Annotated in this window: 19 protein-coding genes; 9 read left to right on the forward strand and 10 right to left on the reverse strand. The window is 67.9% G+C overall.

What is annotated here, in order from left to right; translation table 11 throughout:
- The 6 genes from NZU74_17020 to NZU74_17045 all read right to left on the reverse strand — a co-directional run.
- Window positions 1–265, reverse strand: a 265-nt coding sequence (locus tag NZU74_17020; protein ID MCS6883035.1) for a tetratricopeptide repeat protein, incomplete at its 3' end; no start/stop codon positions are given.
- Window positions 246–1646: an NB-ARC domain-containing protein gene (locus NZU74_17025; GenBank protein ID MCS6883036.1), complete on the reverse strand. Its 1401-nt coding sequence runs from the start codon at window positions 1644–1646 to the stop codon at window positions 246–248. The genes NZU74_17025 and NZU74_17020, both read right to left, overlap by 20 nt.
- 59 nt (window positions 1647–1705) lie before the next feature.
- Window positions 1706–2677 carry a hypothetical protein gene (locus NZU74_17030; protein ID MCS6883037.1) on the reverse strand — a complete coding sequence of 324 codons (972 nt, stop codon included), beginning with the start codon at window positions 2675–2677 and terminating at the stop codon, window positions 1706–1708.
- A gap of 3 nt (window positions 2678–2680) precedes the next feature.
- Entirely contained in the window at window positions 2681–4114 is a 1434-nt protein-coding gene (locus NZU74_17035; GenBank protein ID MCS6883038.1) for a CHAT domain-containing protein, read from the reverse strand.
- 222 nt (window positions 4115–4336) lie between these two features.
- Window positions 4337–5260 carry a LamG domain-containing protein gene (locus NZU74_17040; GenBank protein ID MCS6883039.1) on the reverse strand — a complete coding sequence of 308 codons (924 nt, stop codon included), beginning with the start codon at window positions 5258–5260 and terminating at the stop codon, window positions 4337–4339.
- Between the two features lie 259 nt (window positions 5261–5519).
- Window positions 5520–8759: a transcriptional regulator gene (locus NZU74_17045; protein ID MCS6883040.1), complete on the reverse strand. Its 3240-nt coding sequence runs from the start codon at window positions 8757–8759 to the stop codon at window positions 5520–5522.
- Window positions 8760–8909: 150 nt separating this feature from the next.
- Between NZU74_17045 and NZU74_17050 the strand changes: the two genes are divergently transcribed.
- Entirely contained in the window at window positions 8910–9212 is a 303-nt protein-coding gene (locus NZU74_17050; protein ID MCS6883041.1) for a hypothetical protein, read from the forward strand.
- A gap of 125 nt (window positions 9213–9337) precedes the next feature.
- Here the strand turns inward: NZU74_17050 and NZU74_17055 are convergent, their stop codons facing one another.
- Window positions 9338–10087, reverse strand: coding sequence for a 3-oxoacyl-ACP reductase FabG (locus NZU74_17055; protein MCS6883042.1), 750 nt, complete (start codon window positions 10085–10087; stop codon window positions 9338–9340).
- On the opposite strand from NZU74_17055, the gene NZU74_17060 reads away from it, so the two are divergent.
- Window positions 10087–10263, forward strand: a complete 177-nt coding sequence (locus NZU74_17060) for a hypothetical protein (protein ID MCS6883043.1) — start codon at window positions 10087–10089, stop codon at window positions 10261–10263. The genes NZU74_17055 and NZU74_17060 overlap by 1 nt on opposite strands.
- Window positions 10264–10357: 94 nt before the next feature.
- Here the strand turns inward: NZU74_17060 and NZU74_17065 are convergent, their stop codons facing one another.
- Entirely contained in the window at window positions 10358–11545 is a 1188-nt protein-coding gene (locus tag NZU74_17065) for an acetyl-CoA C-acyltransferase family protein (GenBank protein MCS6883044.1), read from the reverse strand.
- A 331-nt stretch (window positions 11546–11876) separates the two neighbouring features.
- On the opposite strand from NZU74_17065, the gene NZU74_17070 reads away from it, so the two are divergent.
- Window positions 11877–12428, forward strand: coding sequence for a GNAT family N-acetyltransferase (locus NZU74_17070; protein ID MCS6883045.1), 552 nt, complete (start codon window positions 11877–11879; stop codon window positions 12426–12428).
- On the opposite strand, the gene NZU74_17075 is transcribed toward NZU74_17070, so the two are convergent.
- Window positions 12403–14334, reverse strand: coding sequence for a hypothetical protein (locus NZU74_17075; protein MCS6883046.1), 1932 nt, complete (start codon window positions 14332–14334; stop codon window positions 12403–12405). The two genes, NZU74_17070 and NZU74_17075, sit on opposite strands and share 26 nt — an antisense overlap.
- A gap of 195 nt (window positions 14335–14529) precedes the next feature.
- On the opposite strand from NZU74_17075, the gene NZU74_17080 reads away from it, so the two are divergent.
- Together NZU74_17080 and NZU74_17085 are read left to right on the forward strand one after the other, a co-directional pair.
- Window positions 14530–15294 carry a hypothetical protein gene (locus tag NZU74_17080; protein ID MCS6883047.1) on the forward strand — a complete coding sequence of 255 codons (765 nt, stop codon included), beginning with the start codon at window positions 14530–14532 and terminating at the stop codon, window positions 15292–15294.
- Window positions 15295–15297: 3 nt separating this feature from the next.
- The gene (locus NZU74_17085) at window positions 15298–16344 is read left to right on the forward strand and encodes a glycosyltransferase family 4 protein (GenBank protein MCS6883048.1); all 1047 of its coding nucleotides are present in this window, start codon (window positions 15298–15300) and stop codon (window positions 16342–16344) included.
- A 156-nt stretch (window positions 16345–16500) separates the two neighbouring features.
- On the opposite strand, the gene NZU74_17090 is transcribed toward NZU74_17085, so the two are convergent.
- The gene (locus tag NZU74_17090; GenBank protein MCS6883049.1) at window positions 16501–17337 is read right to left on the reverse strand and encodes a polyphosphate kinase 2 family protein; all 837 of its coding nucleotides are present in this window, start codon (window positions 17335–17337) and stop codon (window positions 16501–16503) included.
- 420 nt (window positions 17338–17757) lie between these two features.
- On the opposite strand from NZU74_17090, the gene NZU74_17095 reads away from it, so the two are divergent.
- The 4 genes from NZU74_17095 to NZU74_17110 all read left to right on the forward strand — a co-directional run bounded on the left by NZU74_17095 (window position 17758) and on the right by NZU74_17110 (window position 23736).
- On the forward strand, window positions 17758–19332 hold the full coding sequence (locus NZU74_17095; GenBank protein MCS6883050.1) for a sulfatase: 1575 nt from the start codon (window positions 17758–17760) through the stop codon (window positions 19330–19332).
- Window positions 19333–19521: 189 nt separating this feature from the next.
- Window positions 19522–20379 (forward strand): prolipoprotein diacylglyceryl transferase, encoded by an 858-nt coding sequence (lgt, locus tag NZU74_17100; GenBank protein ID MCS6883051.1) that lies wholly within the window; start codon window positions 19522–19524, stop codon window positions 20377–20379.
- A gap of 131 nt (window positions 20380–20510) precedes the next feature.
- Window positions 20511–21899 (forward strand): alkaline phosphatase family protein, encoded by a 1389-nt coding sequence (locus tag NZU74_17105; protein ID MCS6883052.1) that lies wholly within the window; start codon window positions 20511–20513, stop codon window positions 21897–21899.
- A 106-nt stretch (window positions 21900–22005) separates the two neighbouring features.
- Window positions 22006–23736, forward strand: coding sequence for a bifunctional sulfate adenylyltransferase/adenylylsulfate kinase (locus NZU74_17110; GenBank protein MCS6883053.1), 1731 nt, complete (start codon window positions 22006–22008; stop codon window positions 23734–23736).
- The last annotated feature ends 46 nt before the right edge of the window (window positions 23737–23782 follow it).

Genomic DNA, 23782 nt, shown 5'->3' on the forward strand with positions numbered 1-23782 from the left:
AGCCGACCTGGCGGTAGAGGGCCTGGGCCGCCGCGTAGGACCCCAGGGCCGCGTCCATCTCCTTGCGGAACTGCTGCACATCGCCGATGCCTTGCAGGACGTGGGCCTCGCCCAGACGGTCGCCGACCTGGCGGTAGAGCGTCAGGGCTCGTTCGAGGAAACGGATGGCCTCTTGATGAGCGTAGGTCCAGCTAAGGTGCTCACCAACGCGAAAGCAGAGCGCTGCTGTCTGCGCGGCGTTGTGGTCAACAGCCCGCTGTGCCACATAGCGCAGGTGCGCATCGAGCGGGCGAAGGTTGAGATACCGCGCGGTATTCCCCTGGATCATTTTTTGCACCAGCCCGAGAACCACCCGCTCTACCGAATTCTCGCGCCTGCGTGACATCACTCACATGCGCCGCATAGGCTGCGACCAGCCGGTGCAGGCGCAGCACATTCTCACTCTCCTCATCGAGTAACCCCAACTCGATCAGTCGCTGTAGCCCATCCTCGGCGTGCAGCGCAGCATCGAGTTCGTCCTGGGGAAGCTCCAGCGTCGCCAGCAGCAGCTCGCGCGGGATGGGCTCGCCCGGCGCCAGGCAGGCCGCGCGGGCCAGCAGCGCCCGGGCGGTGGCGGCGACCGGATCAGTCGGCTGGAGCTGGTTATAGCTCAGGGCGAAGGTGCGGGCCACGTCCAGTTCATGCCTGGTTGGCGAGCGTTCCGCGCCACGCCCTTGCAATGAGGGATGACTGATCAGCGCTGTCCGTAACTGATCCAGGTAGGCATCCACCGGGATCTGCCGGTAGCGGCGGAGGAAGCTGCCGGCGAGATGCAGCGCCAGCGGCAGGTCGCCCAGGACAGCAGCCACCTTCGATGCCGCTTCCTGCTCCATCTCGGCGCGATAGCTCTGGAGCAAGCGCACGCTGGCATCGCGCGCAAGGGTGTCGAGGTCGTGCCGCACCGTCCCGGAGGTCGCGCCCCACACCGCGCGCCGGCTGGTCACCAGCACGCGGCAGCCGCCGGTGGGCGGGCGCCACTGCTGGAACAGCTCCTCGTCCTCACAGTTGTCGAAGATCAGCAGACGGGGCAGGGGCGACTGCCAGGCGGCGCAGACCAGGGCGATCTGCTCGTCGGGCCGCAGTTGCCCAAAGTCGGGCCGCCAGTCAACCAGGCCCCGCGAGCCGCAGCGGGCGATGGCAGTACCTACCGCAGCGGGCTCGGCAAAGCTGATCCAGAAGACCCCGCCGGTGAAGTAGGGGCCGTAGCGGTGGGCAACCTCGATGGCAAGCTGGGTCTTGCCCACCCCGCCGATGCCGGTGGTGACCGCCACGGCGCCCGGCTGATCGCGCAGGGCGCGGGCGAGGGCGCGCAGCTCGGCGTCGCGCCCGACGAAGAGGGGGTTGGGGGTGAGCTGGTGCAGGTAGGAGCACGGGGCGAGCCGGCCGGGGGCGGGGATCGGCTCTTTATCATCTACAGGCATGCGGGCGAGGAGCGCCTCGGCAGCGGCGAGCGCGCCGGGGTCGGCGGGGGGCGCGGAAAACGCATAGGTCGTCTGCTGGCCGATGATGTCGCGCACGCTGCCGCTGCTGACGTTGAGCGCCTGGACAACGCCGGCGTCGCCCCGGACAGCAATGGGATGGTGTGACGATTGCTGGTCACTGGTCATTGTCAGCCCCTGCTCTTGTCACTGCTCGTACAGATAAACGTGCGGAAGAACGGTTTCCGTTACGGGACCTCTCCCGCATCGCCAGGCTCATCGGCCACGGACTGGCCCCACCTGCGCAACTGCGCCTTGAGGCGCGCAATCTCGTCGCGGGCCGCCGCAGCCTGCCGCGCGGCCTCGGTGTCGCCTCGGGCAGCGCGGCGGGCGTAGGCAGCGAGGTTCTGCCGCTGGAGGCCGAGGAGCTCCCGCGCCTCATCGACATCGTCCTGGCCGGGCACTGCGCCGCTGGTGGATGGCGCACCGTAGTACGTCACCTGCTTGCCGACGATACTGCCCACCGACCCGCCAGAGACGTCGATCTTCTGGAAGGCGCCGACGCTGCCGCCGATGAAGATCCCGCCGGGCGCTGGCGCCGGCTTACGCGCAGCCTCCTCGGCGCGCTGGACCGCGGCGAGCACCTCGCGGAGTTGGGCGGCGAGGGCGGCATTGCCCCGGGTATTCGCATCGAGGAGCGCCTGGGCCTGGGCGCGGACGGCGGCAACAGTGGCGGCGTGGAGCGCGGCGTTCTCGGCGCGGCCGTCCTGCGCGTCGGCGAGGAACCGCTGAAGCAGGCGCAGCTGCTGATCGCCCCGATCCGCGAGGGCCTCGATGGCGACGCTCAGCGCATCGGTCTGAAGCAACACCATCTCGACATCGGCGGCGATGGCCCGGCTCTGGGCGATCTGGGCCGTGAGGTCGGCGGCGAACTGCTCGAGCAACGCCTGCTCGGCGGCGGGCGCGTTGTCATCAAGGCGGGCAACGTTGCGCTGCGCCCAGTCGGTGAGCCACCCGGCGAGCGCGTTGCTCCCGAGGCCGGCGAGCCACGCGGCGACAGCCGCCGGCGCCATGCCGCCGGTGAGCAGCGGCAGCGTACTGGCGACCGCAAGCAGGGCGATGACCGAAGCGCCGCCGACGCCGGCGGCGACGGCGGCGGCGTTGCGCCGGATGCCGGCGCGGGCCCGGGTGGTGATCGCGGTCTGGTCGGGCGTGCTCATTGCTCACTCCTCATCATCCGGGTAGTCCTCGACCACGACGCCCATGCCTCGCAGGGCGCCCTTGAGCCGCCGGATCGCGTCGCGGGCCTCGCGGAGGCCATAGGTGACCTCGGGCCGCGCGTGGGCCGAGCCGGTGATGGCGAGCTGGCCCAGGTAGTGGCCCACGGTCGCGCGGTGCTGCTCCAGGCGCCGGCGCAGGCCGGCCGCCTGGTCGTCACCGGGCGCCGGCGGCGCGGCGGCGCTCCCCTGGCTGCCTGCCGGCTGCGGGACGCCGTAGTTTTCCTGGCTACCGATGATGGTACCGACGCTGCCGCCGGTGACCGTGACCACCTGCACCGTGCCGACGCCGCCCCCGATGTGGATGCCCGCCAGCGGAGGCTGCGGGGCCGACGCCTCCTCGCGCCAGAGGCGTCCATCGCGCATGCGCAGCCAGAGCACGGGCAACCACCAGGGATGCCCCGCGCCGAGGGCGGCGCGGGCGGCGGCCAGGGCGCGGTCGATCTCCCCATCGCGCCGCAGTTCGGCGAAGAGCGGCGGCAGCAGCGCGGCCACGGTGGCCTGGGGGATCTGCGCGCGCATCGCCAGCACGGCCCCCACGCCCGCCCGCGCCAGGTGGGGGCCAACGGCGCGCAGGGCCTCGTAGCTCGTGCCCCCGCCCTGGCAGGCCGCCAGGACCACGAACAGGGGCATGCGCGCGAGCTGCGCGAGCGCCTCTACGAATGCGGCGCCGCTGACGGGGCGGTACGGCCCGTCGCCGGCCTGGTCGAGCCACAGGTACGGCTCGCCCTCCACCAGCGCCCCGTGGCAGATCAGCACGAGCAGGGGTGCGCCATCGCGCAGGGCCGCGGTGAGATTGGCCAGGGTGGCCGCCGGGCGGCCCTCACGCCCATCGAGCAGCGTCGCGGGGATGTCGGCGAGGCCGGCCAGGGCCGCGGCGGTGAGCCCGGCGCGATCCACCGGCGAGGCGCCGGGGGGCGCGGCGGCGCCGGCGGCAACCACGGCGCGCAGGTCGGGCCGGGGCGGGGGCGTGAGGTCGGCGAGGCTGGCGCTCGGCAGGAGGCGCGCGAGGCGAACGGCCTCGCCGCGGGCCAGGGGCAGGCCGCTGAGCGGGTCGCGCAGCGTCTCCCAGAGCAAGGCGTGCAGGGCATCGTCACCGGGGTCGAGGGCGAGGCCCAGGCGCAGGGGGCGCTGCCGGGCCTCCCCGGCGCCGCGGGCGCGCGCCCAGGCCTCGCGCAGGGCCGGCGGGAACACCATCGCGGTGAGGGCGGCGCCATAGACATCGGGGGTGGGTTCGAGGGCGCGCAGCGCCTCGGCATTGAGCGCGATGGGCGCCTCGGCAGCGAGGCGGGCATCGGCCCCGGGGAGCCGGGCGGTCAGGGTGGCGGCGTAGGCGTCCCCTGAGCGGGTGATGGCGAGTTCGAGCGCGATGGCGGCCATGGGTGATTTTGGATTTTGGATTTTGGATTGCGGATTGCGGATTTTAGATTGCGGATTGGGTGCGAGTGTGGATCGTTGCTGACGGCGCCCTATGTCAGGGCAATTGTAGCAGGCTCGGGTGACTTATGTCAAAAGCCAGGGGGATTTGGGATTGGGAGCGGTTCGAGCGATGGATCGACGGGCGGGGGCGGCGTGCTCGTGCGATTTCAGAGCGCTGAAGCGTCACCGTCCGCGGATTACCACTTCGTCGATACTGCCGATGAAGAACTCGTTGCGGTAGGACGTGCTCCCGATCTCCAGCCAGGCCTCGCTCGCCTGGAGCGTCCCGCGGTGCTCGTGGGACGTTTCGTGGTCATCAACGAAAAGCTGGAGCCGCTCGCCGTCGAAGCGGGCCACGAGGTGATGCCAGCGGCCAGCTTCGAGCTGGTAGGGCGACTCGACGGCGACGCCCGCTCCAGGGCCGCCGACCCAGAAGACGGGGTAGCCATTGCGCAGATAGAGGCGAAAGGCCGACGGGGCGTTGGGCCGGAACCGGGCGACAATGTTCCGGGTGCGGTTATCGATCAGCGCCGGGCGGACCCGCACCGAGATCTCCAGTTCGCGCCTGAACTGCAGCCGGGACGCATCGGGCACGCAGACGAGCAAGGCGCCATCGAAGTAGAGCCCGGCGCCGGTGTAGCCATCATCGCCAGCGTTGAAGCTGCCGATGAGCCAGCCATGCAGGCCATGGGGCGAGGCGTCGAGGACGCGCAGGCCCTCGATGCGCTCGAAGTCGAACGCGAGGCGCACGTCGGGGGGATAGGGAGCATCGGCGGCGGGCGGCGCGGGGGCGGCCCGCTCGGCGCCCGGGGGGAGGCAGCCGAGACCAGGATTGCCAGCGACGCCGAGGGGCGGGGCGGTCGGCGCCGATGGGGCCGCAGGCTCGCTGCGGGTCGCCCGGGCGCCGAGGGCCTGGCCGGCGATGAACGCGACGAGGAGCAGCGCGAGCACGGCCAGGCCCAGGGCCGCCGGGTCGCGGTGGACATTGATGACCTTGCCGAAGACATCGCGGACACGGCCGCCGCTGACGCTCACGGATTGCTGCGTGTCAACGTCGCCCTCGGTGTGAATATCGTGCTGTGGGGCGCGGTGCGGGTCGTTGTGCATCGGTGGCCCTGGGGGTGATGGGGGCCGGGCGCGGGCGTTGGGTGACGGCCGCCGTAGAGACGGCCTGCTGGGCCGTCTCTACGGCGGTTTCCTGTGGTTCGCGCGGCGTCGCGGGCGCCGGGGCGGCGTTATGTACCGGCATGAACGCGCGCGGTGGACAAATCGGCGCAGGGAAAGGGGTGAGGAAACCGTGTTCAATTCAACCCGACGACACGTCGCCAACCCCGCCAATCCAAAATCCAAAATCTAAAATCCACAATCAAATCGCCTCGTTCCGCTTCAGGCGCTCATACAGCGCATTGGTCTCCGGCAGGGGAGCCATGCCCAGCTCGTCCTGGAGGGCGTGGACGCAGCGGGTGTAGCTCCGCAGGGCCTGGGAGCGGCTGCCGGCGCGGGCGTGGGCGCGCATCAGGCACTGGTAGGCCTCTTCGTAGCAGCGGTCGCGGCGCAGGACCTGCTCGCAGATCTGGATGGCCTCCGCCTGGTCGCCCTCGGCGCTGAGGCGTTCGGCATAGCGCACGGCCACGTCCAGGTAACGCGCCAGCAGGCGCTCGCGTTCCTCGATCGTCCAGGGGTCGTAGAGCGACTCGGCCAGGTAATCGCCACGGTACAGTTGCACAGCGATCTGGGCATTGCGCCGGGCGAACTCGGGGTCGTCGCTGGCGGCGGCGGCGGCGGCGCGCAACTCGAACTCGTCCACGTCAATCCACACGCCGTAGGAGGGGGCGAAGCTGTAGGCGAGACCCTGCCGCCGAATGAAGAAGGGCGCGACCCGCGGCGGGCGGTTCGGCTCCAGGGCCGCGTTGAGGGCGTTGAGGGTCACCTTGAACTGCCGTTCGGCAGCGTCGAGGTCGGCGTCGGGCCACAGGGCGGCGCAGATCTGCTCGCGCTGCACCCAGTGGCCCCGCTGGGTGAGCAGAAGCTGGAAGAGCTGGCGCGCCTTTTCGCGCTGCCACTCGCGGGCCTGAATCTCCTGGGACCCGCGCCAGACGCGGAAGGTGCCGAACATCTGCACGCGCAGGGTGTAGCCGGGGTGGTAATCCTCCACCGTGTCGTCGGCGGCGATAGTGGGAAAGCCCTGGCGCAGCAGAGCGCGGGCCAGGTCGCCGTGCCCGGGCAGGCTGCGCGCGCGCAGCAGCAGGGGCACGATCGAGGCCATATCACGCGGCCCGAATAGGCTCGGCCCCACCAGCACCCCGGTGTAGCCGTGGGTTTCCGCGGCATCGAGCAGGGCGGCAATCGCAGCGTCGGCGGCGGCCCCGTCGTTGGCGCGCACGGCGCGGATGGCCCGCCAGAGGGTGACCATCGCCTGCCCATAGGTGTCGCCGCCGCGGGCGAAACGCTGGCGGGCCTGCTCGAGCCAGTTCAGGGCGCGGCTGTCGCCAGCGGCCACGCCCGCCCCTCCCAGGGCCAGCAGGATCAGCGCGGCGGTCCATTCATCACCCGCGGCGGCGGCGATCTGCAACCCCTCCTGCGCGTCAGCCTCAGCGCGGGCCAGGTCGCCAGCGTGGCCGAACAGCAGGGTCAGGCCGAGGTACGCCTCGGCGCGGGTGCGGGCCACCCCGATGGCCTGAATGAGCCGCATGCCTTCGACATAATGTTGCAGCGCGGGTCCAGGGTCATTAGTGGTGACCAGTTGGTAGGCATGGCCGACGCGCAGGGCGGCGATGGCCTCGGTCAGGCGCGAACCGGACTGCTGGGCCTCGGCGAGGCCGCGGCGAGCCATTGCCAGGGCGCGGGTGCCGCTGCCCAGCATGGCGTAGATCAGCGCCAGCAGCAGCAACGGCTCGCGATGAGCATTCACGCGCTCGACGCCCTGCCGGCCCTCCTGAGCCTCGGCCCAGAGCTGGGCCTCGAGTTGCTGGCGCGCCTCATTGAGCCGCCCGGCGCGCAGCAGCAGGCGCGGCGGCACCGGCCCGGAGCGCGCCGCCGGATCATCCGAACGGGGAGCGCTAGTCGCCGGGTGTCCGGCGGCCTCGCGTCGAGCGCCAGCCTCCTCAACAGTTTGCGCGGCCCGCTCGAGGATCAACGCCACGTCGGCGCGGCCGCGATTGGCCCAGTTTTCAGCCTGCAGGCGCAGCAGATTGGCCCGTTCGGCAAAGCGCTCGCGGGGCAACAGCTTGAGCGCCCGCTTGAGCAGGTCGGTGGCGTGAGCGGGCTGCACTGTATCCAGGTAGACCTCGGCCAGACCGCGCAGGGCGCGCACCTGGCCGTCCAGATCGCCACTGGCAGCATAGGCCCGCTCGGCGGCGCTCTCGGCCTTAATCGCGTCATCGTAGCGGCCCATCTGGCGCAAGGCGGCAGCCTGCAACTCCAGGAGGCGCGGCTGTTCGCGTACCGCGGCAGGCAGGCGCAAGATCCAGGACAGCATCCGCTCGGGGCGCCCGGCGCCGAGCATCGAGGGCGCCAGTTGCACCACCGCGGCTACCGCCTCCTCATCGGCCCCCGCGCAGAGCAGGTGGTGGAGCACGCCGTCGGGGTCGTTCTGGCCCCGGTAGTAATCGGCGGCGCGGCGGTGCAGTTGCACCCAGGCGGGCAGATCGCGCGCGGCCCGGCGTTCGAAGAAGGCCCGAAAGATCGGCAGCAGGCGCGGGGCCTGCCCATCAATGGGGAGCAGCAGGCGCCGGCGGGCCAGCTCGGCGAGGTAGGGTTCGGGCGCCTCGCCATCGAGCAGGGCGGCGCACAGCGAGCGGTCAAGCCAGCGCAGACCGGCGACGTGTAGCAGGAAGCGTTGCAGCGACGCAGGCAACTCGGCGAACAGTTCCTGCTCCAGGTAGCCATCGAGGGCTGAAGGGCCGTGCAGCCCCAGGGCCATGCGCCAGTCGGCGGCGCCAATGACGGCCTGCACGCCCAGGGGCCAGCCGCGCGAGACCTCAATCAGCGCGTCGAGGTCGCGAGGAGCGGCCTGGCCGGCGATAGCGAAGAGGGCGCGGGCTTCTTCAAGATCAAAGGCCAGATCGTCGGGGCCAAGGGCCAGCAATTCTCCCCGCAGGCGCGCGGTCTCGACGGCGCCGAGGGCCGGCTCGACCCGCGTGGCGAGGGTCAGGTGCAGGCGCATGGGCTGCACGCTGATCAGATGGTCAACCAGTTGGCGCAGTTCGGGTCGCTCATCGGCCAGATGATAATCATCAATTACCAGGAGCGTTTCATCGTCCAGCGCCGCAGCCAATTCATTGACCAGCGTTTCGACCGCGGCGCGGGGATCGCCGCCGCGGGCCAGGGCGGCCTCGATGCGGGCCTCGTCGAGAGCGGCGACGGGACGAAAGGCCGCGGCCAGATGGCGCAGGAAGAGGGCCGGATCATCGCCCCGGCGGGCGCGACACCACGCGGCGGGCCAGCCCCCCACCGCCGCCAGAGCGGCCAGGGCGGTCGTCTTACCTCCGCCCGCGGGCGCGACTACCACGCAGAGCGGATAGTCCAGAGCCGCCGCCAGGCGCGTTTCAACCCGCTGGCGGCGCAACAGGCGCGTCTGCTGGGCGGGGGGCGCGAGGCGAGTCAACAACAGGCCGCTTGGAGGTTCCCTGGCATCGAACTTGTCTGTAACCGCGGGTGGTACCATCGTTTTGAGCTACACTCACACAAACACCACGACGTCAGGCGCACGCAACAACGCGATGCGTCATGCTAGTATACACTATGAGGGCGCAAGATGGCGAATGAAGAGAATGGACACCCGCGACGGCCCCGATCCGTTACGGACCCGATGATGCGCTCGATGCGGGTCTGGAACGAATTGCTGGCCGCCAGTACCGACATGGCCTTCGACCTGGTGTTGAAAAATTGGGACTACAGCCGCAGCCTGCGCGGCTCGGCGGAACAGGCCATCGCCGATACCCTCCGCCTGCAGCGGCAGCTCAGCAAGGAGATGCTACAGGCCTGGGAGGGCTATTCGAGCGAGATTATAGACATTCTGGATCGCGGCGGCACAGTGGATGAGGAAAAGGAGCAATGAGATCAGACGACGTGAGCCTGATGCTCACGCCGCAGTCCGATTGCGTTTGTCCGTCCGGGCGCCAGCGTTACGCTCCGGGGGAGGCCCTTTTCCCCATCCCCCTGTTTGTTGTTTTCCCCTGACCACTACATATACGCGCCGCCGTTGACGTTGATCTGGGCGCCGGTGATGTAATCGCCATCGGCGGCGAGGAACACCACCGCCTTGGCGATCTCCTCGGGCTTGCCAAAGCGGCCCATGGGGATGCGCGACTTGATCTGCTCCTGCACGTTTTCGGGCACCTTGGCGAGCATGTCGGTCATGGTAAAGCCCGGGGCGACCACATTGACAGTGATGTTATATTTGGCCAGTTCGAGAGCCGCGGTCTTCGAGAAGGCGATAATGCCGCCCTTGCTGGCGCCGTAGTTGGCCTGGCCGAAGGCGGCGGTTTGCCCGTTCATCGAACTGATATTAATGATGCGCCCGTACTTCTGCTCGATCATTGGCTGCATGGCCGCAGTGGTGCAGAAGAACACGGCGTTGAGGTTGGTCTGGATCACCTCCAGCCAGTCTTCATCGGTCATCTTGCGGATCGAGCGGTCGCGGGTGATGCCGGCGTTGTTGACCATAATATCCAGACGGCCCCAGCGATCCAGGACCTTCTTGACCAACTCACGGGACTCGACCGGATCGCTTACATTAGCCTTGATCGCGAACGCCCGGTCCTCTCCGCTTTCGCCGTTGATCATCGCGGCGACTTCCTCGGCCGCTGCCGCGCTGCTCAGGTAGTTCACGGCGACTTTGGCGCCCTCAGCGCCGAGCGCCAGGGCGATGGCGCGGCCAATTCCCTTTCCTGCGCCGGTCACGATGGCGATTTGCCCGTCAAGCTTGCCCATTGCGGTCACTCCTCAACACTATGCTCGACACGGGTTACTGCCCGTCCAGACCCGAAGGCTATGCGCCGGCCCGCTGCCGGCGCTCGCGGCTGATCACCGGCGACGGCGAGCGCCGATCGCCGGTGGCCGGCATGGGGAACAATGCGAAGGCGGAAGCGTGGTACGAGGGATTGTGACAACCTGGCTGTATTGAAAGAGCCGGTGCGGGGAGGGCCAGGCCCTCCCACGCTCCCCTCCTATCGCACGCACCAGGAAGATGCCGCCAGACGACTAGATCCGCTCAAAGAGCGCGGCGATGCCCTGGCCGCCGCCGATGCACATTGTCACCAGCGCGTAGCGCGCGCCGGTGCGCTGCAATTCGTGGACGGCCTTGACCGTGAGGATGCAGCCGGTCGCCCCGATCGGGTGGCCGAGCGAGATGCCGCTGCCATTGGGATTGGTCTTTTCAGGATTCAGGTCGAGGTCGCGCATCACGGCCAGGGCCTGCGCGGCGAAGGCTTCGTTCACCTCGAGAATATCAATCTCGTCCAGACGCACGCCGGTGCGCTCCAGCAGGCGGCGCACCGCCGGCACAGGGCCGATGCCCATGTACTTCGGCTCGACGCCCACATGGGAGTAGCCGACCAGGCGCGCCAGCGGCTTATAGCCGCGCCGCTCGGCCACGCTGCGCTCCATCAGCACCACCGCCGCGGCGGCGTCGTTGATGCTGGAGGCATTGCCGGCCGTCACCGTGCCGTCCTTGATGAACACCGGCTTCAGCTTGGCCAGTTTCTCCAGCGTGGTATCGCGGCGAACGCCTTCGTCGGTATCAAACAGTTGCGTGCCGCCCTTTACCTTGATTTCGACCGGCACAATCTGGCTCTTGAAGTAGCCCGCGTCAATGGCCGCTGCTGCGCGACGGTGGCTCTCGACGGCCAGGGCGTCCTGATCTTCACGCGAAATGCCCCACTTGGCAGCGACATTCTCGGCGGTCACGCCCATATGGCAGTCATCGAAGGGGTCGTTGAGCGCGCCGACCATCATGTCCACCATCTTGGTATCGTTCATGCGCGCACCCCAGCGCATGGCCATGCTGCTGTAGGGGGAACGGCTCATCACCTCGGCGCCGCCGCCAATGGCTGCGTCAATGTCGCCCAGGAGGATGGACTGGGCCGCCGAGACAACAGCCTGCAACCCGCTGCCGCAGAGCCGGTTGAGGGTCAGCGCTGGCGTTTCCACCGGCAGGCCGCCCTTCACCGCGGCGACGCGGGCGACGTACATATCGTGGGGGTCGGTGTGAATGATATTGCCGAAAACGACGTGTTCGATTTCACGAGGCTCAACTCCAGCGCGAGCCACTGCCTCGCGAACCACCAGCGCGCCCAGTTCCGTGGGCGGATGATCCTTCAGCGCACCTCCATACGTACCGATTGCCGTGCGAACACCGCTGAGGATGACGACCTCCCGCTGGCTGCTCATTTCGACCTCCTTGTCGTCCCGGGGCCCAGCGCTCCGGGCACGTCTAGGCTTTCAGTTCAGGCCGCTGGATATGCGCCATTATAGCAGCAAAATTGGTTGCGCGTAGACCTTTCTCGGAGATTCCGGGCCGCAAATTGCAAAAATTGCCCCTGCCGGGTTGCCGACGGTCGGCTTCTCCCGCTCCGGCTGCCTTGCATTGTTGTGACGCGATGCAGAAATTACAGCGCATTTGACCCGGAAAGTAACTCTGATGTAACTTTCGGTGCTATAGTTCACCTAACTTCCCGACCTTGTTTGTCACCGACCTTCCAGCGTGACCAGGAGGCAAGTAATGGCCCAGCGCACCGATGCGGTAGGCAGCGTGGCGTTTTTGAAAGACGGCCGGCAGGTGCATATCCGGCCGTTGCATGAGGAGGACCGCGACGCGCTGGCGGCGTTCGGGATGAGCCTCTCGAAAAACGACCTGTTATACCTGGAGGACGATTTTACTAACCCCGAGATTATTGCCTGCCTCATTAACGCGGCCCGCTCCGAGAACTGGCGGCAGTTAGTCGCCGTCGCCGATGATGGCCAGATTGTGGCCTACGCCGCGGCGGTGCGGATGCCGGGCTGGTCGCACCATGTGGCCGATATTCGCCTGATTGTCTCTCCCTCCTGGCGGCGCAACGGTCTCGGGATGCATCTGGCCCAGGCCATCGTCGAGAGCGCTCGCGAAATGGGCGCTGCCAAAGTTTCAGTGGATATGCTCGCCGCGCAAACCGCCGGCCAGGCGATCTTCAGCCGTCTGGGCTTCGCCGTCGAAGGGCAGCTTGTGCGCCACGCCATTGATCGCGACGGCAAGCTGCAAGATATTGTGATTATGTCGGCCTTCGTGCGCGTCTAACCCGGCCCGCGACCAGCAGCCGTGCGCCGGCTCCCAGCAAGCCCGCCCCCAGGCCGGTCACCAGTCCGCCCAGCAGCCACGCTCTCCCGCCGGCAAGTTCAGAACGCGGCAGGTACCAGGCCCAGTGATCCATCAGGTGCTGGTTGGGTGGATCATAGTACCATGCCCAGCGCGGGCGGGGCCGTAGCGGCAATGGGCCCACGGCGGTGTCGGCCAGGGCTACCGGCGCGCCATCTGCGACCACCCCTCCCAGGCTGACCACCTGCGGCCCCAGCAGGTCGTCGCGTTCACTGAAGCCCACGGCCAGAGGGTTCCACGGACGGGCCTCGATCTCCAGGCGCGCCGCCCCCGGCGCCAGCAGCAGGGCATAGGCCCGTTGTTGACCCTCGGGCGCCCCGCCCAGAGACCGCCCGTTCAGAAATAGCCGCAGGGCGCTTGGAGGAGCGGCCGGAGGGCGCCGGTCGTCGAGAGTCATGGTTAACCGCGCTCCCCGTGGCGTCGCGCAAGCGATTACGCCGGTTGGCCCCGTGCGCCGGGGCAGCGGCGCGCCCGCCGGGTCTTCGGTGGCGTAGAGGCCGTCGCGGAGCCAGCACACCGGCGGCGCCGCGCCGTACCGCGACCAGCGCTCGCCCAGCAGGCGCCAGTGGGCGATCAGCGGCGAGCCGTTCAGGGTGTACACCCGCTCGTGCAGCGGGGCGAGCACCACGTAGGTGTTGAAGTTGAAGAGCACGCCTCCCAGGTTGCCGGCCAGTCCCGCCAGTCCCAGCAGCGCCGCCGCCAGGCGCCAGCGCGCCGCTGGCGCTGTTCCCGGCCCCGCCGCCAGCGCCAGGAGCGGGGCCACTACCGGCAACAAGAATCGCGGCCCCCACACTCCGCCGCCGTGCCACTCTCCCCAGCGAGCGTAGAGCAGCAGGTGCGAAAGAAACAGCCCGCCCGCCAGTATGACGGGCGCCCGCGTCCCGCGTCGCCAGAGGATCAGCCCGCCCGGCAGCGCCAGCAGCAGCGCCGGAGCGTACAGGAACACGCTCTTGCCAGGGCTGAGCAGCAATCCGTACAGGCCCTCCGGCAACGGTGTGGTAAACAGATTGCCCTCGCTGGCATAGCCCGAGGCGATGGGCGTGCCAAAACGGGCCATGTTGTACCACGCCAGCAGCCCCAGGCCGGGAAGCAAACCGCCCAACCAGGCGGCGACGGGCCGCACGATGGACGGCCTCCGCGTCCCTGTTCCGGGCGCCGTGCCGGCCCACCCTTGCCAGGCCACCCAGAGGGCGTAGAGACCGATCACCGGCAGGGCCACGCCCGCGGCGATGCGCGTGGGCAGGAGCAGCCCCCCGGCCAGTCCAGAGAGCAATAAAGCGCGCTGCCGGGCGGGCGCGCCCGCGGGCAGACGTCGCGCCGCGTCCGCCCGTTCCGCGGCCAGCAGAACGAGCAGCGCCGCCAGAGGTTCAGAGAAGAACGTGCGGGCATATGGCCAGGCCGGCGTTGTCAGCCCGTAGAGCAGGGCCAGCACTGTCGCCCGCGCCCCCGTCGCCCCCAGTTGCGTGGCCCACCAGGCCAGCAGCGCCGCTGTCGCCGCGGTGAGCGGCGCGTTGAGCGCCGTGACGGCGAAGCGGGTCGCATAGTCGGCGGGCGGCCCGGCGGGCGCGACCAGGCGGCCCAGGAGGTGCAGGGGCACGGCCAGAAGCGAGGGAAGTACGCCGTAGGGGGAGTAGCGCCCGCCGTCGCGCCCCGGGCGCAACGCCGCCACCGGCGCGCCATCCTCCACCACCACTGCCACGTCGCGCCGCTCGATCAGCCCGCGGGTCACCGCGAGCATGGTTTCTTCGTCCGGCGAGTAGGTATGGCCGCTCATCGTAAGCAGATAGAAGCCGCAGAGCAGCAGAAAGATCGCGCCGGGGAGTCGCATGGGCGGTGGTCCGTTGGTGCCTGTCCGTGGCCCGTAGTCTAGCACAGGATCGCAAGGACGCCAGTTGGTGTACAATACTGCCCTGAAGTGTGCAGCGCGCGGTTTCAGGCGACCCGCTCGGGCATGAACGCAACATCAACATTGTGCATCTTCGCCGCTCCCAATCCAAAATCCAAAATCCAAAATCCAAAATCTATGACGCCATCACCAGATCCTTCCCATGACGTTGCCGCCATTCTCGAGGCCCTGCGGGCCGAGGTGCGCGCGCAATGGGCGCAGCGCGCCAATGAGGAGGCTGATCCGGCGCTGAGCGCTATCGAGCGCGAGTTGCGGCACGCCGCCGAACAACTGGAGATCACTCGCGTGGTGAGCGCCCACTGGCCGCTGGAGGGCCGCACGCTGTACGAGCGGGCCTGGATCCTCGTGCATAAGGTGGTACGGCGCGGGCTGCGCTGGTATATTAACCCGATTGTCGAGCAGCAAAACGCCTTCAATGACAGCGCGGCGCGGGCGCTGCGCCTGCTGATCGAGTCGCACGCCGAACTGCGCGCCCGCATCGCCAACCTGGAGCGGCAGCAGGCGCCCCTCATCTCGGCTGGCGGCGCCACGCCCGCCAGCGGCTCCGAGGCATCGGCGCCAGCTCCGCCCTCCCCCGCCAATCTGAGCGGCCTGATCGAACAACTGGAACGGCGCCGCACTATCAGCGCCCACTGGCATCTGCGCGGCGCCGGTCTGCCTGGTCAGGCCCGCACGCTCGCTCAGCGGGCCATCCGCCAGTACCTGCGCTGGCTGATCAATCCCATCGTCGAGCAGCAGAACGCCTGCAACGAGGCCCTGGCCGGGGCCATGCCGCACCTGGCAGCCGCCGAGGCGACCCTGCGAGCACGCCTGGAGGCCGTAGAACGGGTGCGCGGGGCCGCGGGCGGGCGCAACGCCGTTCAACCGCAGGGTCCTATGTGATGTATGCCCCAAACCCTACGCATCCTCATCTGCGCCGCCCAGGTGCCATTTGTCCGCGGCGGAGCCGAATACCTGGTGGAAGGGCTGCGCGAGGCCCTGGCGACCCGCGGTCACGCGGTTGACATAGTGGCCCTGCCCTACCAGTGGCATCCCGTCGAGCGCATCCCTGAGAGCGCGCTGGCCTGGCGCATGCTCGACATCAGCCACGCCAACGGCCAGCCGGTGGACCTGGTGATTGCCACCAAGTTCCCCTCGTACCTGGTGCGCCACCCGAACAAGGTCGTCTGGCTGGTGCACCAGCACCGTCAGGCCTACGACTGGTACGGCACCCCTCTGAGCGATTTCGCCAACACCCCCGAACACCGGCAGGTGCGCGACGCGATTATCCGTATGGACCGCGCCGGCCTTGGCGAGTGCCGGGCGCGCTACAGCATCTCGCGCAACGTCAGCGCGCGGCTGCGGCGCTTTAACGGCCTGGAGAGCACGCCGCTCTACCCGCCGAGTCGCTACGCCCACCTGTTGCGGGCCGGTCCCTATGGCGACTACATCCTCGCTGTCGCGCGCCTCGACCGCGCCAAGCGCCTGGACCTGCTGCTGGAAGCCGCGGCGCGCATGCGCCTTGCGGCGCCCCTGATCCTCGCCGGAACCGGACCCGACCGCGAGCGCCTGGAGCGGCTGGCCTCCGATCTGGATCTTGGCGCGCGGGTGAAGTTCCTGGGGTTTGTCGGCGACGCCGAACTGGTGGAGTTGTACGCCGGGGCGCGGGCGGTGTTCTACGCGCCGGTTGACGAAGACTACGGCTTCGCCACCGTCGAAGCCTTCGGTGCAGCGCGCCCTGTGGTGACCACCAGTGATGCCGGAGGGGTGCTTGAGTTCGTCGAGGACGGAGTCAACGGCCTGGTTCGCCCGCCCGACCCCGTGGCGCTGGCGGAGGCCCTGGATCGGCTGGCCGCCGATGCGGCCCTGGCCGAGCGTCTGGGCCGCGCCGGGCGCCCGAAGGTGGCCGGCATCACCTGGGAGCGGGTGGTGGCGGCCCTGGTGGGGGCATAACAGGGCCCCTTATACCAATTCCTGCTGAAGAGAGCGCCAGCGCACTATCACCAGGTCTCATTGAGACGCCATATACGGCAATCCAAAATCCGCAATCCAAAATCCGCAATCCAAAATCCGCAATCCAAAATCCGCAATCCAAAACCCGAAATGGCATCACCTTCCCCCCTCCGCCCGGTAGGCGCGCAACTCCTCCAGGCGTTGTTCGCCCAGCTTGCCCAGGTAGGCCAGCCACTCTTTCGCGTAGGGCCGCAGGGTCTCGACCACCGTGCGCGCCACGGCGTAGTTGCGGAACCACTTGCGATCCGACGGCACGATGTACCAGGGCGCGTCGCTGGTGCTGCACCGCTCCAGGGCCTCAGTGTAGGCGGCCATGTATTCGTCCCAATACTCGCGTTCGCGCCAGTCGCCCGCCGACAGCTTCCAGGCCCTGGCTACGTCCTTTTCACGCGCCAGGAGGCGCTCTTCTTGCTCCTCTTTGCTGATGTGGAGGAAGAACTTTAAGATGATCGTATTGTTGCTGGCCAGCAGATGCTCAAAGTCGTTAATCATGCGGTAGCGCGCCCGCCAGACCGGCTCGGGCGCCAGACTGCGAACGCGCACCACCAGCACATCTTCGTAGTGCGAGCGATTGAAGATGCCGATCAGTCCCCGGCGCGGGGTAAAACGGTGCACGCGCCAGAGGAAGTCGTGCGCCAGTTCCTCCTCGGTAGGCGCCTTGAAGCTGTACACGTAGCTGCCCAGGGGCGACACCTTGCTGAAGACCTTGCGCACCGTGCCGTCTTTGCCGCTGGTGTCCATGCCCTGCATGATCACCAGCAGGCTATGGGCGCCGGCGCCGTAGAGCAGTTCTTGCAGATCGTCTATCTCGGTTGTAAGCGCGTCCAGCTCCGTCTCAGCGGCTGCCCGCTCGAAGCCGCCGTTCGAACGTGTATCAATCGCCGCCAGGTTTACCTTGCTGCCTGGTTCTACGCGGTATACAAGGGGCGCCATCAGTTCTTCCTTCCTGTACTATTCAGTGGTCTCTAAAGCAAGTTTCCAGGCCTTTCCGCCCCCTCCCGGCCTCCCCCCGCTGGCGAGAGGGTTGGGGAAGGAGGTGGGGGTTCAGCGAAAGACTTTGTTTACGGACTATTCAGAGTGATCACCGCGTCCATATTGAACATGGGGAAACCAGGTTTCCCCATCCCCCCTGCTCGTGAGGAAAACACGGCAGCGCCAGCCTCCGGTCTGGGCAAGCACGGCTTTCACCGCGCCTCCACCGGACAGGCAGGGGCGTGGCCCTCCGAAGAACGCTCCCTATACCTAATACTGAGGACGCAGCGAGCGGCCTTGATGTCACATTGCGCGGATTGTCTTTTAAGCGTACCATGACCGTATCTTAACCTGTAATTCATCTTCAGGCGCCATAATGGGATGTTCCAAACAGAGAACGTGCCGATCATGGCCGGGGAGCGATACGTGGCGCGTCTTGATATTGTGTTGCTTGTGCTTGATACCCAGCGTGCCGATCGGCTATCGTGCTACGGGTATCCCCAGGAGATCTCACCCGCGCTCGACGCGCTTGCGGCGCGCGCAACGCTCTTTACCCGCGCCTTCAGCGCCGCCCAGTGGACTATGCCCTCGCATGCCTCGCTCTTCACCGGTCTCTACCCCCACGAGCACGGGCTGGTCCAGAGCCGCGGGGTGCTGCCGGAGACGCTGCCAACGCTCGCCGAGCGGCTCGCCGCCGGCGGTTACGCCACCGCGGCCTTCTGCAACAATCCCCTGGTCGGCGTGGTAAACAACGGCCTGCGCCGCGGTTTCCAGAGCTTCCTTAACTACGCCGGTCTGCTGACCTCGCGCCCCAGCCAGGCCGGGCCGCGCCGCGGCCTGATTGCCCGCTACCGGCAGTTCTTCAAGCGTTCCCTGGCTGCCCTCCTTGGCCGCATCCAGGACGCCTTTGCCCGTTCGGACGTGCTGCTGGCCCTCTCGTTTACTCCGCTGATGGTGCCGCTGTGGCAGACGGCGCTGAGCTTCAAGGGCAACACCGGGCGCAGCCTGGCCGACGCGGCGCGCCTGCTCATCGAGCGGCGCGGATTGGCTCCTGATCAGCCGGCGTTTGTCTTCATCAACCTGATGGGCACGCACGCGCCGTACCATCCCCGGCCCGAACATCTGGCCCGCTTCGGGCCGCACATTCAGCACGATCCGGCCGCGCGCCGCTACCTGCGGCGCTTCAACACCGACATCTACGGCTGGCTCGCCCCCCTGGCCGCACCCCTCGGCCCCGGCGACAAGGCCACGCTCGATGGGGTCTACAATGCCGAGGTGGCCGGGCAGGACGAGCAGGTAGGACGCTTCCTCGAAGGACTGCGCGCCGCCGGGCGCCTGGAACGCACCCTGCTGATCGTCTGCGCCGACCACGGCGATCACCTGGGAGAAAAACAACTCGTCGGTCACTCCTTTGGGGCCTACAACGAAGTTGCGCGTGTGCCGCTGATCATCTACCATCCCACTGGCGATCTGCCCCTCGGCGCGGTGCGTGAAGAGCCGGTCTCTCTGCGCCGCGTGTTCCATACCGTCCTCGACGCCGCCGGCCTGGCCAGTCCCGAGGAACGGCGCTTCAGTCTCGCCGCCGCCAGCGACCCCGACGGGGGAGTGGTGCTGGTAGAGGCCCAACCGCCCTCGAATGTGGTTGACATGGTGCGCCGCCACCATCCCGACCTGCTACGGCGTAATGGCTACGATCAACCCTGCCAGGCCGTGATCAGCGGCGATGAGAAGTTGATCCGCTTCGGCGACCGCCACCGCGCCCTCTACAACCACCGGCACGACCTTGAGGAACAAACCGATCTCTACGCCATTCTCCCCGAACGGGCCGAAATGCTCGAAGAGACGCTGGACGCCCTCGTCCGCCGCGAACGGCGCCCGGCATCGGTGGCCGAACGCCCGCCCGCGGACGATCCCCTCGTGCGCAGGCGCCTGCGCGACCTGGGGTACCTTGAGTAAGGCAATGTTGCGGATCCGGGCATCTCAGCCTGAGCGTTGCTCCGTCGTCCTGGCTGACCGGGCTGTGGAGGTGTGGAGGTGTGGAGGTGTGGAGGTGTGGAGATGTGGAGATGTATTATCTCGCTTCTACACCTCCACAGGAGAAACTGTTTGCAAGACGCATGAGTTCTTAATATCGAAGCACCCCCGATGTACCCGCCTGTTGATCCAATTCTGATCCAGATTGGCCCCCTGGCCATACGCTGGTACGGCGTACTGATGATCGCCGGCGTCTTTGCCGCGACCGCCGTGGCCGCGCGCTATGTGGCCTGGAAAGGCGAAAACCCCGATAATGTGTGGGACATGCTCCTCTGGGTGCTGATCCCTGGTCTGATCGGGGCGCGTCTGTACTACGTGTTCATCCAGTCCCCCCGCGGGCCGGACGGCCTTGAACGCTACCTGGCCGATCCCTGGTCGATTGTGCGAGTCTGGGAAGGGGGGCTGCACATCTTCGGCGGCTTTCTCTTCGGCGCTGCGGCGCTGCTGATCTACGCGCGGGTGCGCGGGTTGAATCTGCCGATCTACCTCGACGGCGCCGGCCTCGGTTTGCCTCTGGGGCAGGCTATCGCCCGCAACGCCAATTTCATCAACCAGGAGTTGTATGGCCCTCCCACTACTCTGCCCTGGGGTCTGCGCATCGATCCGCAACACCGCATTCCGCCCTACAACGACCTGAACGCCTACCCGGAGAGCGTGCGCTTCCATCCCCTCTTTCTCTACGAGGTGCTCTGGAACCTGGTTGGCTTCGCCCTGTTGCTGTGGATCGCCCGGCGCTTCGCTGATCGCCTCAAGCCCGGCGATCTGGCGCTGCTGTATTTGATCTGGTATCCTCTGGGGCGCTTCTTTATCGAGTTTCTGCGCACCGACTCCTGGTTCTTCCCCGGCACACCTTTCAATGTGGTCCACGTGCTCTCCGCGCTGGCGATACTGCTGGCTGGCGGATTCCTGGTCTACCGCCATCGCGCCGCTCTCTCCGAAGAGACGCCCGGGCGCGCCAGCGCCTCGTAGTGCAGCGCCCTGTGGAGGCATGGAGGTGTGGAGATGTGGAGATGTAAAAACGAGATCCCCGGCAACACCTCCACACCTCTACACCTCCACATCTCTACATCTCCACACCTCTACACCCCGTGAGTTCACCTATGCCCACGCCCCGTCTGCTGATAATCGGCCTGGACTGCGCCGAACCCGCGCTGGTGGAACGCTGGCGCGGCGACCTGCCCCATCTCAACGCCCTGATAGAGCGCGGCGTGTCCGGGAGTCTGGAGAGTTGCGTGCCAGCGATCACCGTTCCGGCCTGGAGCTGCATGCTCAGCGGGCGCGACCCGGGCGAACTGGGGATCTACGGCTTCCGCAACCGCGCCGATCGCGGCTACGGTTCCATGGTCGTGGCTGACGGGCGCGCCGTGCGCGCGCCACGCCTCTGGGATTACCTGGGTAATGCCGGCTGGCGCGTCGCCGTCATCGGCGTTCCCGGCACCTACCCGCCTCCCGCGGTGAACGGCGTCGCCGTCAGTTGCTTTCTCGCCCCTTCTCTCGCCAGCGCCTACACCCATCCGCCCGAACTGGCACAGCGCGTCGCTGAATGGCTGGAGCGGCCTTATCTGCTCGATGTGCCCGATTTTCGATCAGAAGATAAACCTCGAATCCTCGCCGATATCTACACCCTCTGCGACCAGCGCTTCACCCTCGCGCAGCGACTGCTGGCCGAAGACCGGCCCGATCTGCTGATGCTGGTGGATATGGGTACTGATCGCATCCATCACGCCTTCTGGAAGCACATGGACCCCGCCCACCCCGACTTTGTGCCCGATTCGCCCTTTCGGAACGCCATCTTTGACTACTACCGGCATGTGGACCGACGCACCGGCGAACTTCTTGCCGCCTGCGACGCCGGGACCGCCGTGCTGGTGGTCTCCGACCACGGCGCGCGCCCGTTGATGGGCGGCTTTCGCCTCAACCAGTGGCTGCTCGAACAGGGCTACCTGGCCCTGCGCGAGCCGTCCCCCGCGCCCGTTGGCTTCGACCCCGCCGCGGTAGACTGGGCGCGCACCCGCGCCTGGGGCGCCGGAGGCTACTACGGGCGGATCTTCCTCAATGTGCGCGGACGCGAACCGCAGGGGATCATCGCCCCTGCCGACTACGAAGCCGAACGGTCCGCCCTGGCCGCTGCGCTCACCGCTCTGGCCGGACCCGACGGCGCGCCGCTCGGCAACCGGGTCTTCACTCCGCAGCAACTGTACCGGAAGGTGCGCGGGGTCGCGCCCGATCTGCTGCTCTACGTCGGCGATCTGGCCTGGCGGACCATCGGCACGGTTGGAGGCGCGGGGTTGTTCACCCGCGAGAATGACACCGGTCCCGATGACGCCAACCACGCGCAGCATGGCCTGTTCATCTTCTACGACCCCGCCCGCCCCGGCGCTGGCCGGCGGCTTGACGGAGTGACCATCTATGATGTCCTGCCGACGCTGCTGGCGCGCTACGGGATCGCCGCTCCGGGTGACCTGCGCGGGCGCGTCGTGGCCTGGTGAAGGATGGTGTGGAGGTGTGGAGGTGTGGAGGTGTAAGATTGGAGCTGTTTTCCAACTTCACACCTCCACACCTCTACATCTCCACAGACAAACCCAAGGAGCTCCTATGCCCCTCATTCCCCCCTACGGCGGAACGCTGAAGAACCTGGTCGTGACCGGCGCGGAGCGGCTGCGTCTGCTGGAGCGGGCCCGGCGCCTGCCAGCAGTACAACTCTCGGCCCGCACCCTCTGCGACCTGGAGTTGCTCGCCACCGGCGCCTTTTCGCCCCTGGATCGCTTCATGGGGTCTGCTGATTATCGGCGTGTGCTAGCCGAGATGCGCCTCGCCGACGGGACGCTGTTCCCCATCCCCGTCGTCCTGCGCGTCCCGGCGACGCCGCCGATCCGTCCCGGCGACGAAATTACTCTCGCCGACCAGCGTAACAACCCGGTAGCCTTGATGCGCGTGGATGAGATCTATGGCTGGGACCGGGACGAAGAGGCCCTGGCCGTGCTGGGCACCACCGATCCGCGTCATCCCCTGGTGGCCGAAATGCGCGGCTGGGGCGAGCGCTGCCTGGCCGGGCCGATCACCGTGCTAGATCTGCCCCGCACCCTGGATTTCGCCCATCTGCGCCTCACCCCCGCCCAGACCCGCGAGCGGCTTGAGAGCCTGGGCTACAGCCAGGTCGTAGCCTTTCAGACCCGCAACCCCCTGCACCGCGTGCACGAAGAACTGACCAAGCGCGCCGCGGATGCCGTGGGCGGCGCGCTGCTGATCCACCCCGCCGTGGGTATGACCCGTCCTGGCGACGTGGACCACTACAGCCGCGTGCGCGGTTACCAGGCGGTGGTTGAACGCTACTACGACCCGCGGCGCACGCTGCTCAGTCTCATTCCTCTGGCGATGCGCATGGCCGGCCCGCGCGAGGCCCTCTGGCACGCCATCATCCGGCGCAACTACGGCGCCTCCCACTTCATTGTCGGGCGCGACCACGCCGGGCCGGGCGTTGACAGCCAGGGCCGCCCGTTCTACGGCCCTCTGGAGGCGCAGGAACTGGTGGCCCGCTATGCCGACGAGATCGGGGTGCAGATGGTGCCCTTCGAGGAACTGGTCTACCTGCCCGACGAGGACCGCTACGTTGAAATCAGCGCCGTTCCGCCCGGCGCGCGGGTGCTGAGCATTTCAGGGAGCCAGGTGCGCGAAGAGTACCTGGCCCGGGGTCGTCCCTTGCCGGCCTGGTTCACGCGGCCCGAAACGGCAGCCATCCTCGCCGAGGTCTACCCGCCGCGCCACCGGCAGGGCTTCTGCGTCTGGTTCACCGGCCTGAGCGGAGCCGGCAAGTCTACCATCGCCGAGGCCCTGCTGCCGCTGCTCCTCGAACGGGGCCGGCAGATCACCCTCCTCGATGGCGACGTGGTGCGGATGCATCTCTCAAAGGGTCTGGGTTTCTCGCGCGAGGACCGGGACGCGAACATCCTGCGGATCGGCTTTGTCGCCGCGGAAGTAGTGCGTCACGGCGGCGTGGCGGTCTGCGCCGCCGTCAGCCCCTACCGCGCCGCGCGCAACGAAGTGCGCCACATGGTCGGCTCTGATCGCTTCATCGAGGTATTTGTAGACACCTCCCTGGCCGTTTGCGAGCAGCGCGACACCAAGGGCCTCTACGCCAGAGCGCGGCGCGGCGAGTTGCGCGGCTTCACCGGCATTGATGATCCCTATGAGCCGCCGATAGACCCGGAACTGCGGCTGACTACCGAGGACACCTCGCCGGAAGACTGCGCCCGCCGGATTATCGCCCTGCTCGAACAGCGCGGGTTCTTACGTTCGACGCAGGCGCTGGATATGGACGACACGTAACCGGAGAAACCAGAGCTTCTCCGGCCTGTGTCCGCCACCGGAAAGG

The sequence above is a fragment of the Chloroflexaceae bacterium genome (assembly GCA_025057155.1).
In the GTDB taxonomy this organism is placed as follows: domain Bacteria; phylum Chloroflexota; class Chloroflexia; order Chloroflexales; family Chloroflexaceae; genus JACAEO01.

Bases quoted from the DNA above. Each gene is read 5' to 3' on its own strand.
- NZU74_17025 (MCS6883036.1), bottom strand. From the start codon at position 1,646: ATGACCAGTGACCAGCAATCGTCACACCATCCCATTGCTGTCCGGGGC.
- NZU74_17030 (MCS6883037.1), bottom strand. From the start codon at position 2,677: ATGAGCACGCCCGACCAGACCGCGATCACCACCCGGGCCCGCGCCGGC.
- NZU74_17035 (MCS6883038.1), bottom strand. From the start codon at position 4,114: ATGGCCGCCATCGCGCTCGAACTCGCCATCACCCGCTCAGGGGACGCC.
- NZU74_17040 (MCS6883039.1), bottom strand. From the start codon at position 5,260: ATGCACAACGACCCGCACCGCGCCCCACAGCACGATATTCACACCGAG.
- NZU74_17050 (MCS6883041.1), top strand. From the start codon at position 8,910: ATGGCGAATGAAGAGAATGGACACCCGCGACGGCCCCGATCCGTTACG.
- NZU74_17055 (MCS6883042.1), bottom strand. From the start codon at position 10,087: ATGGGCAAGCTTGACGGGCAAATCGCCATCGTGACCGGCGCAGGAAAG.
- NZU74_17065 (MCS6883044.1), bottom strand. From the start codon at position 11,545: ATGAGCAGCCAGCGGGAGGTCGTCATCCTCAGCGGTGTTCGCACGGCA.
- NZU74_17070 (MCS6883045.1), top strand. From the start codon at position 11,877: ATGGCCCAGCGCACCGATGCGGTAGGCAGCGTGGCGTTTTTGAAAGAC.
- NZU74_17075 (MCS6883046.1), bottom strand. From the start codon at position 14,334: ATGCGACTCCCCGGCGCGATCTTTCTGCTGCTCTGCGGCTTCTATCTG.
- NZU74_17080 (MCS6883047.1), top strand. From the start codon at position 14,530: ATGACGCCATCACCAGATCCTTCCCATGACGTTGCCGCCATTCTCGAG.
- NZU74_17085 (MCS6883048.1), top strand. From the start codon at position 15,298: ATGCCCCAAACCCTACGCATCCTCATCTGCGCCGCCCAGGTGCCATTT.
- NZU74_17090 (MCS6883049.1), bottom strand. From the start codon at position 17,337: ATGGCGCCCCTTGTATACCGCGTAGAACCAGGCAGCAAGGTAAACCTG.
- NZU74_17095 (MCS6883050.1), top strand. From the start codon at position 17,758: ATGTTCCAAACAGAGAACGTGCCGATCATGGCCGGGGAGCGATACGTG.
- lgt (MCS6883051.1), top strand. From the start codon at position 19,522: ATGTACCCGCCTGTTGATCCAATTCTGATCCAGATTGGCCCCCTGGCC.
- NZU74_17105 (MCS6883052.1), top strand. From the start codon at position 20,511: ATGCCCACGCCCCGTCTGCTGATAATCGGCCTGGACTGCGCCGAACCC.
- NZU74_17110 (MCS6883053.1), top strand. From the start codon at position 22,006: ATGCCCCTCATTCCCCCCTACGGCGGAACGCTGAAGAACCTGGTCGTG.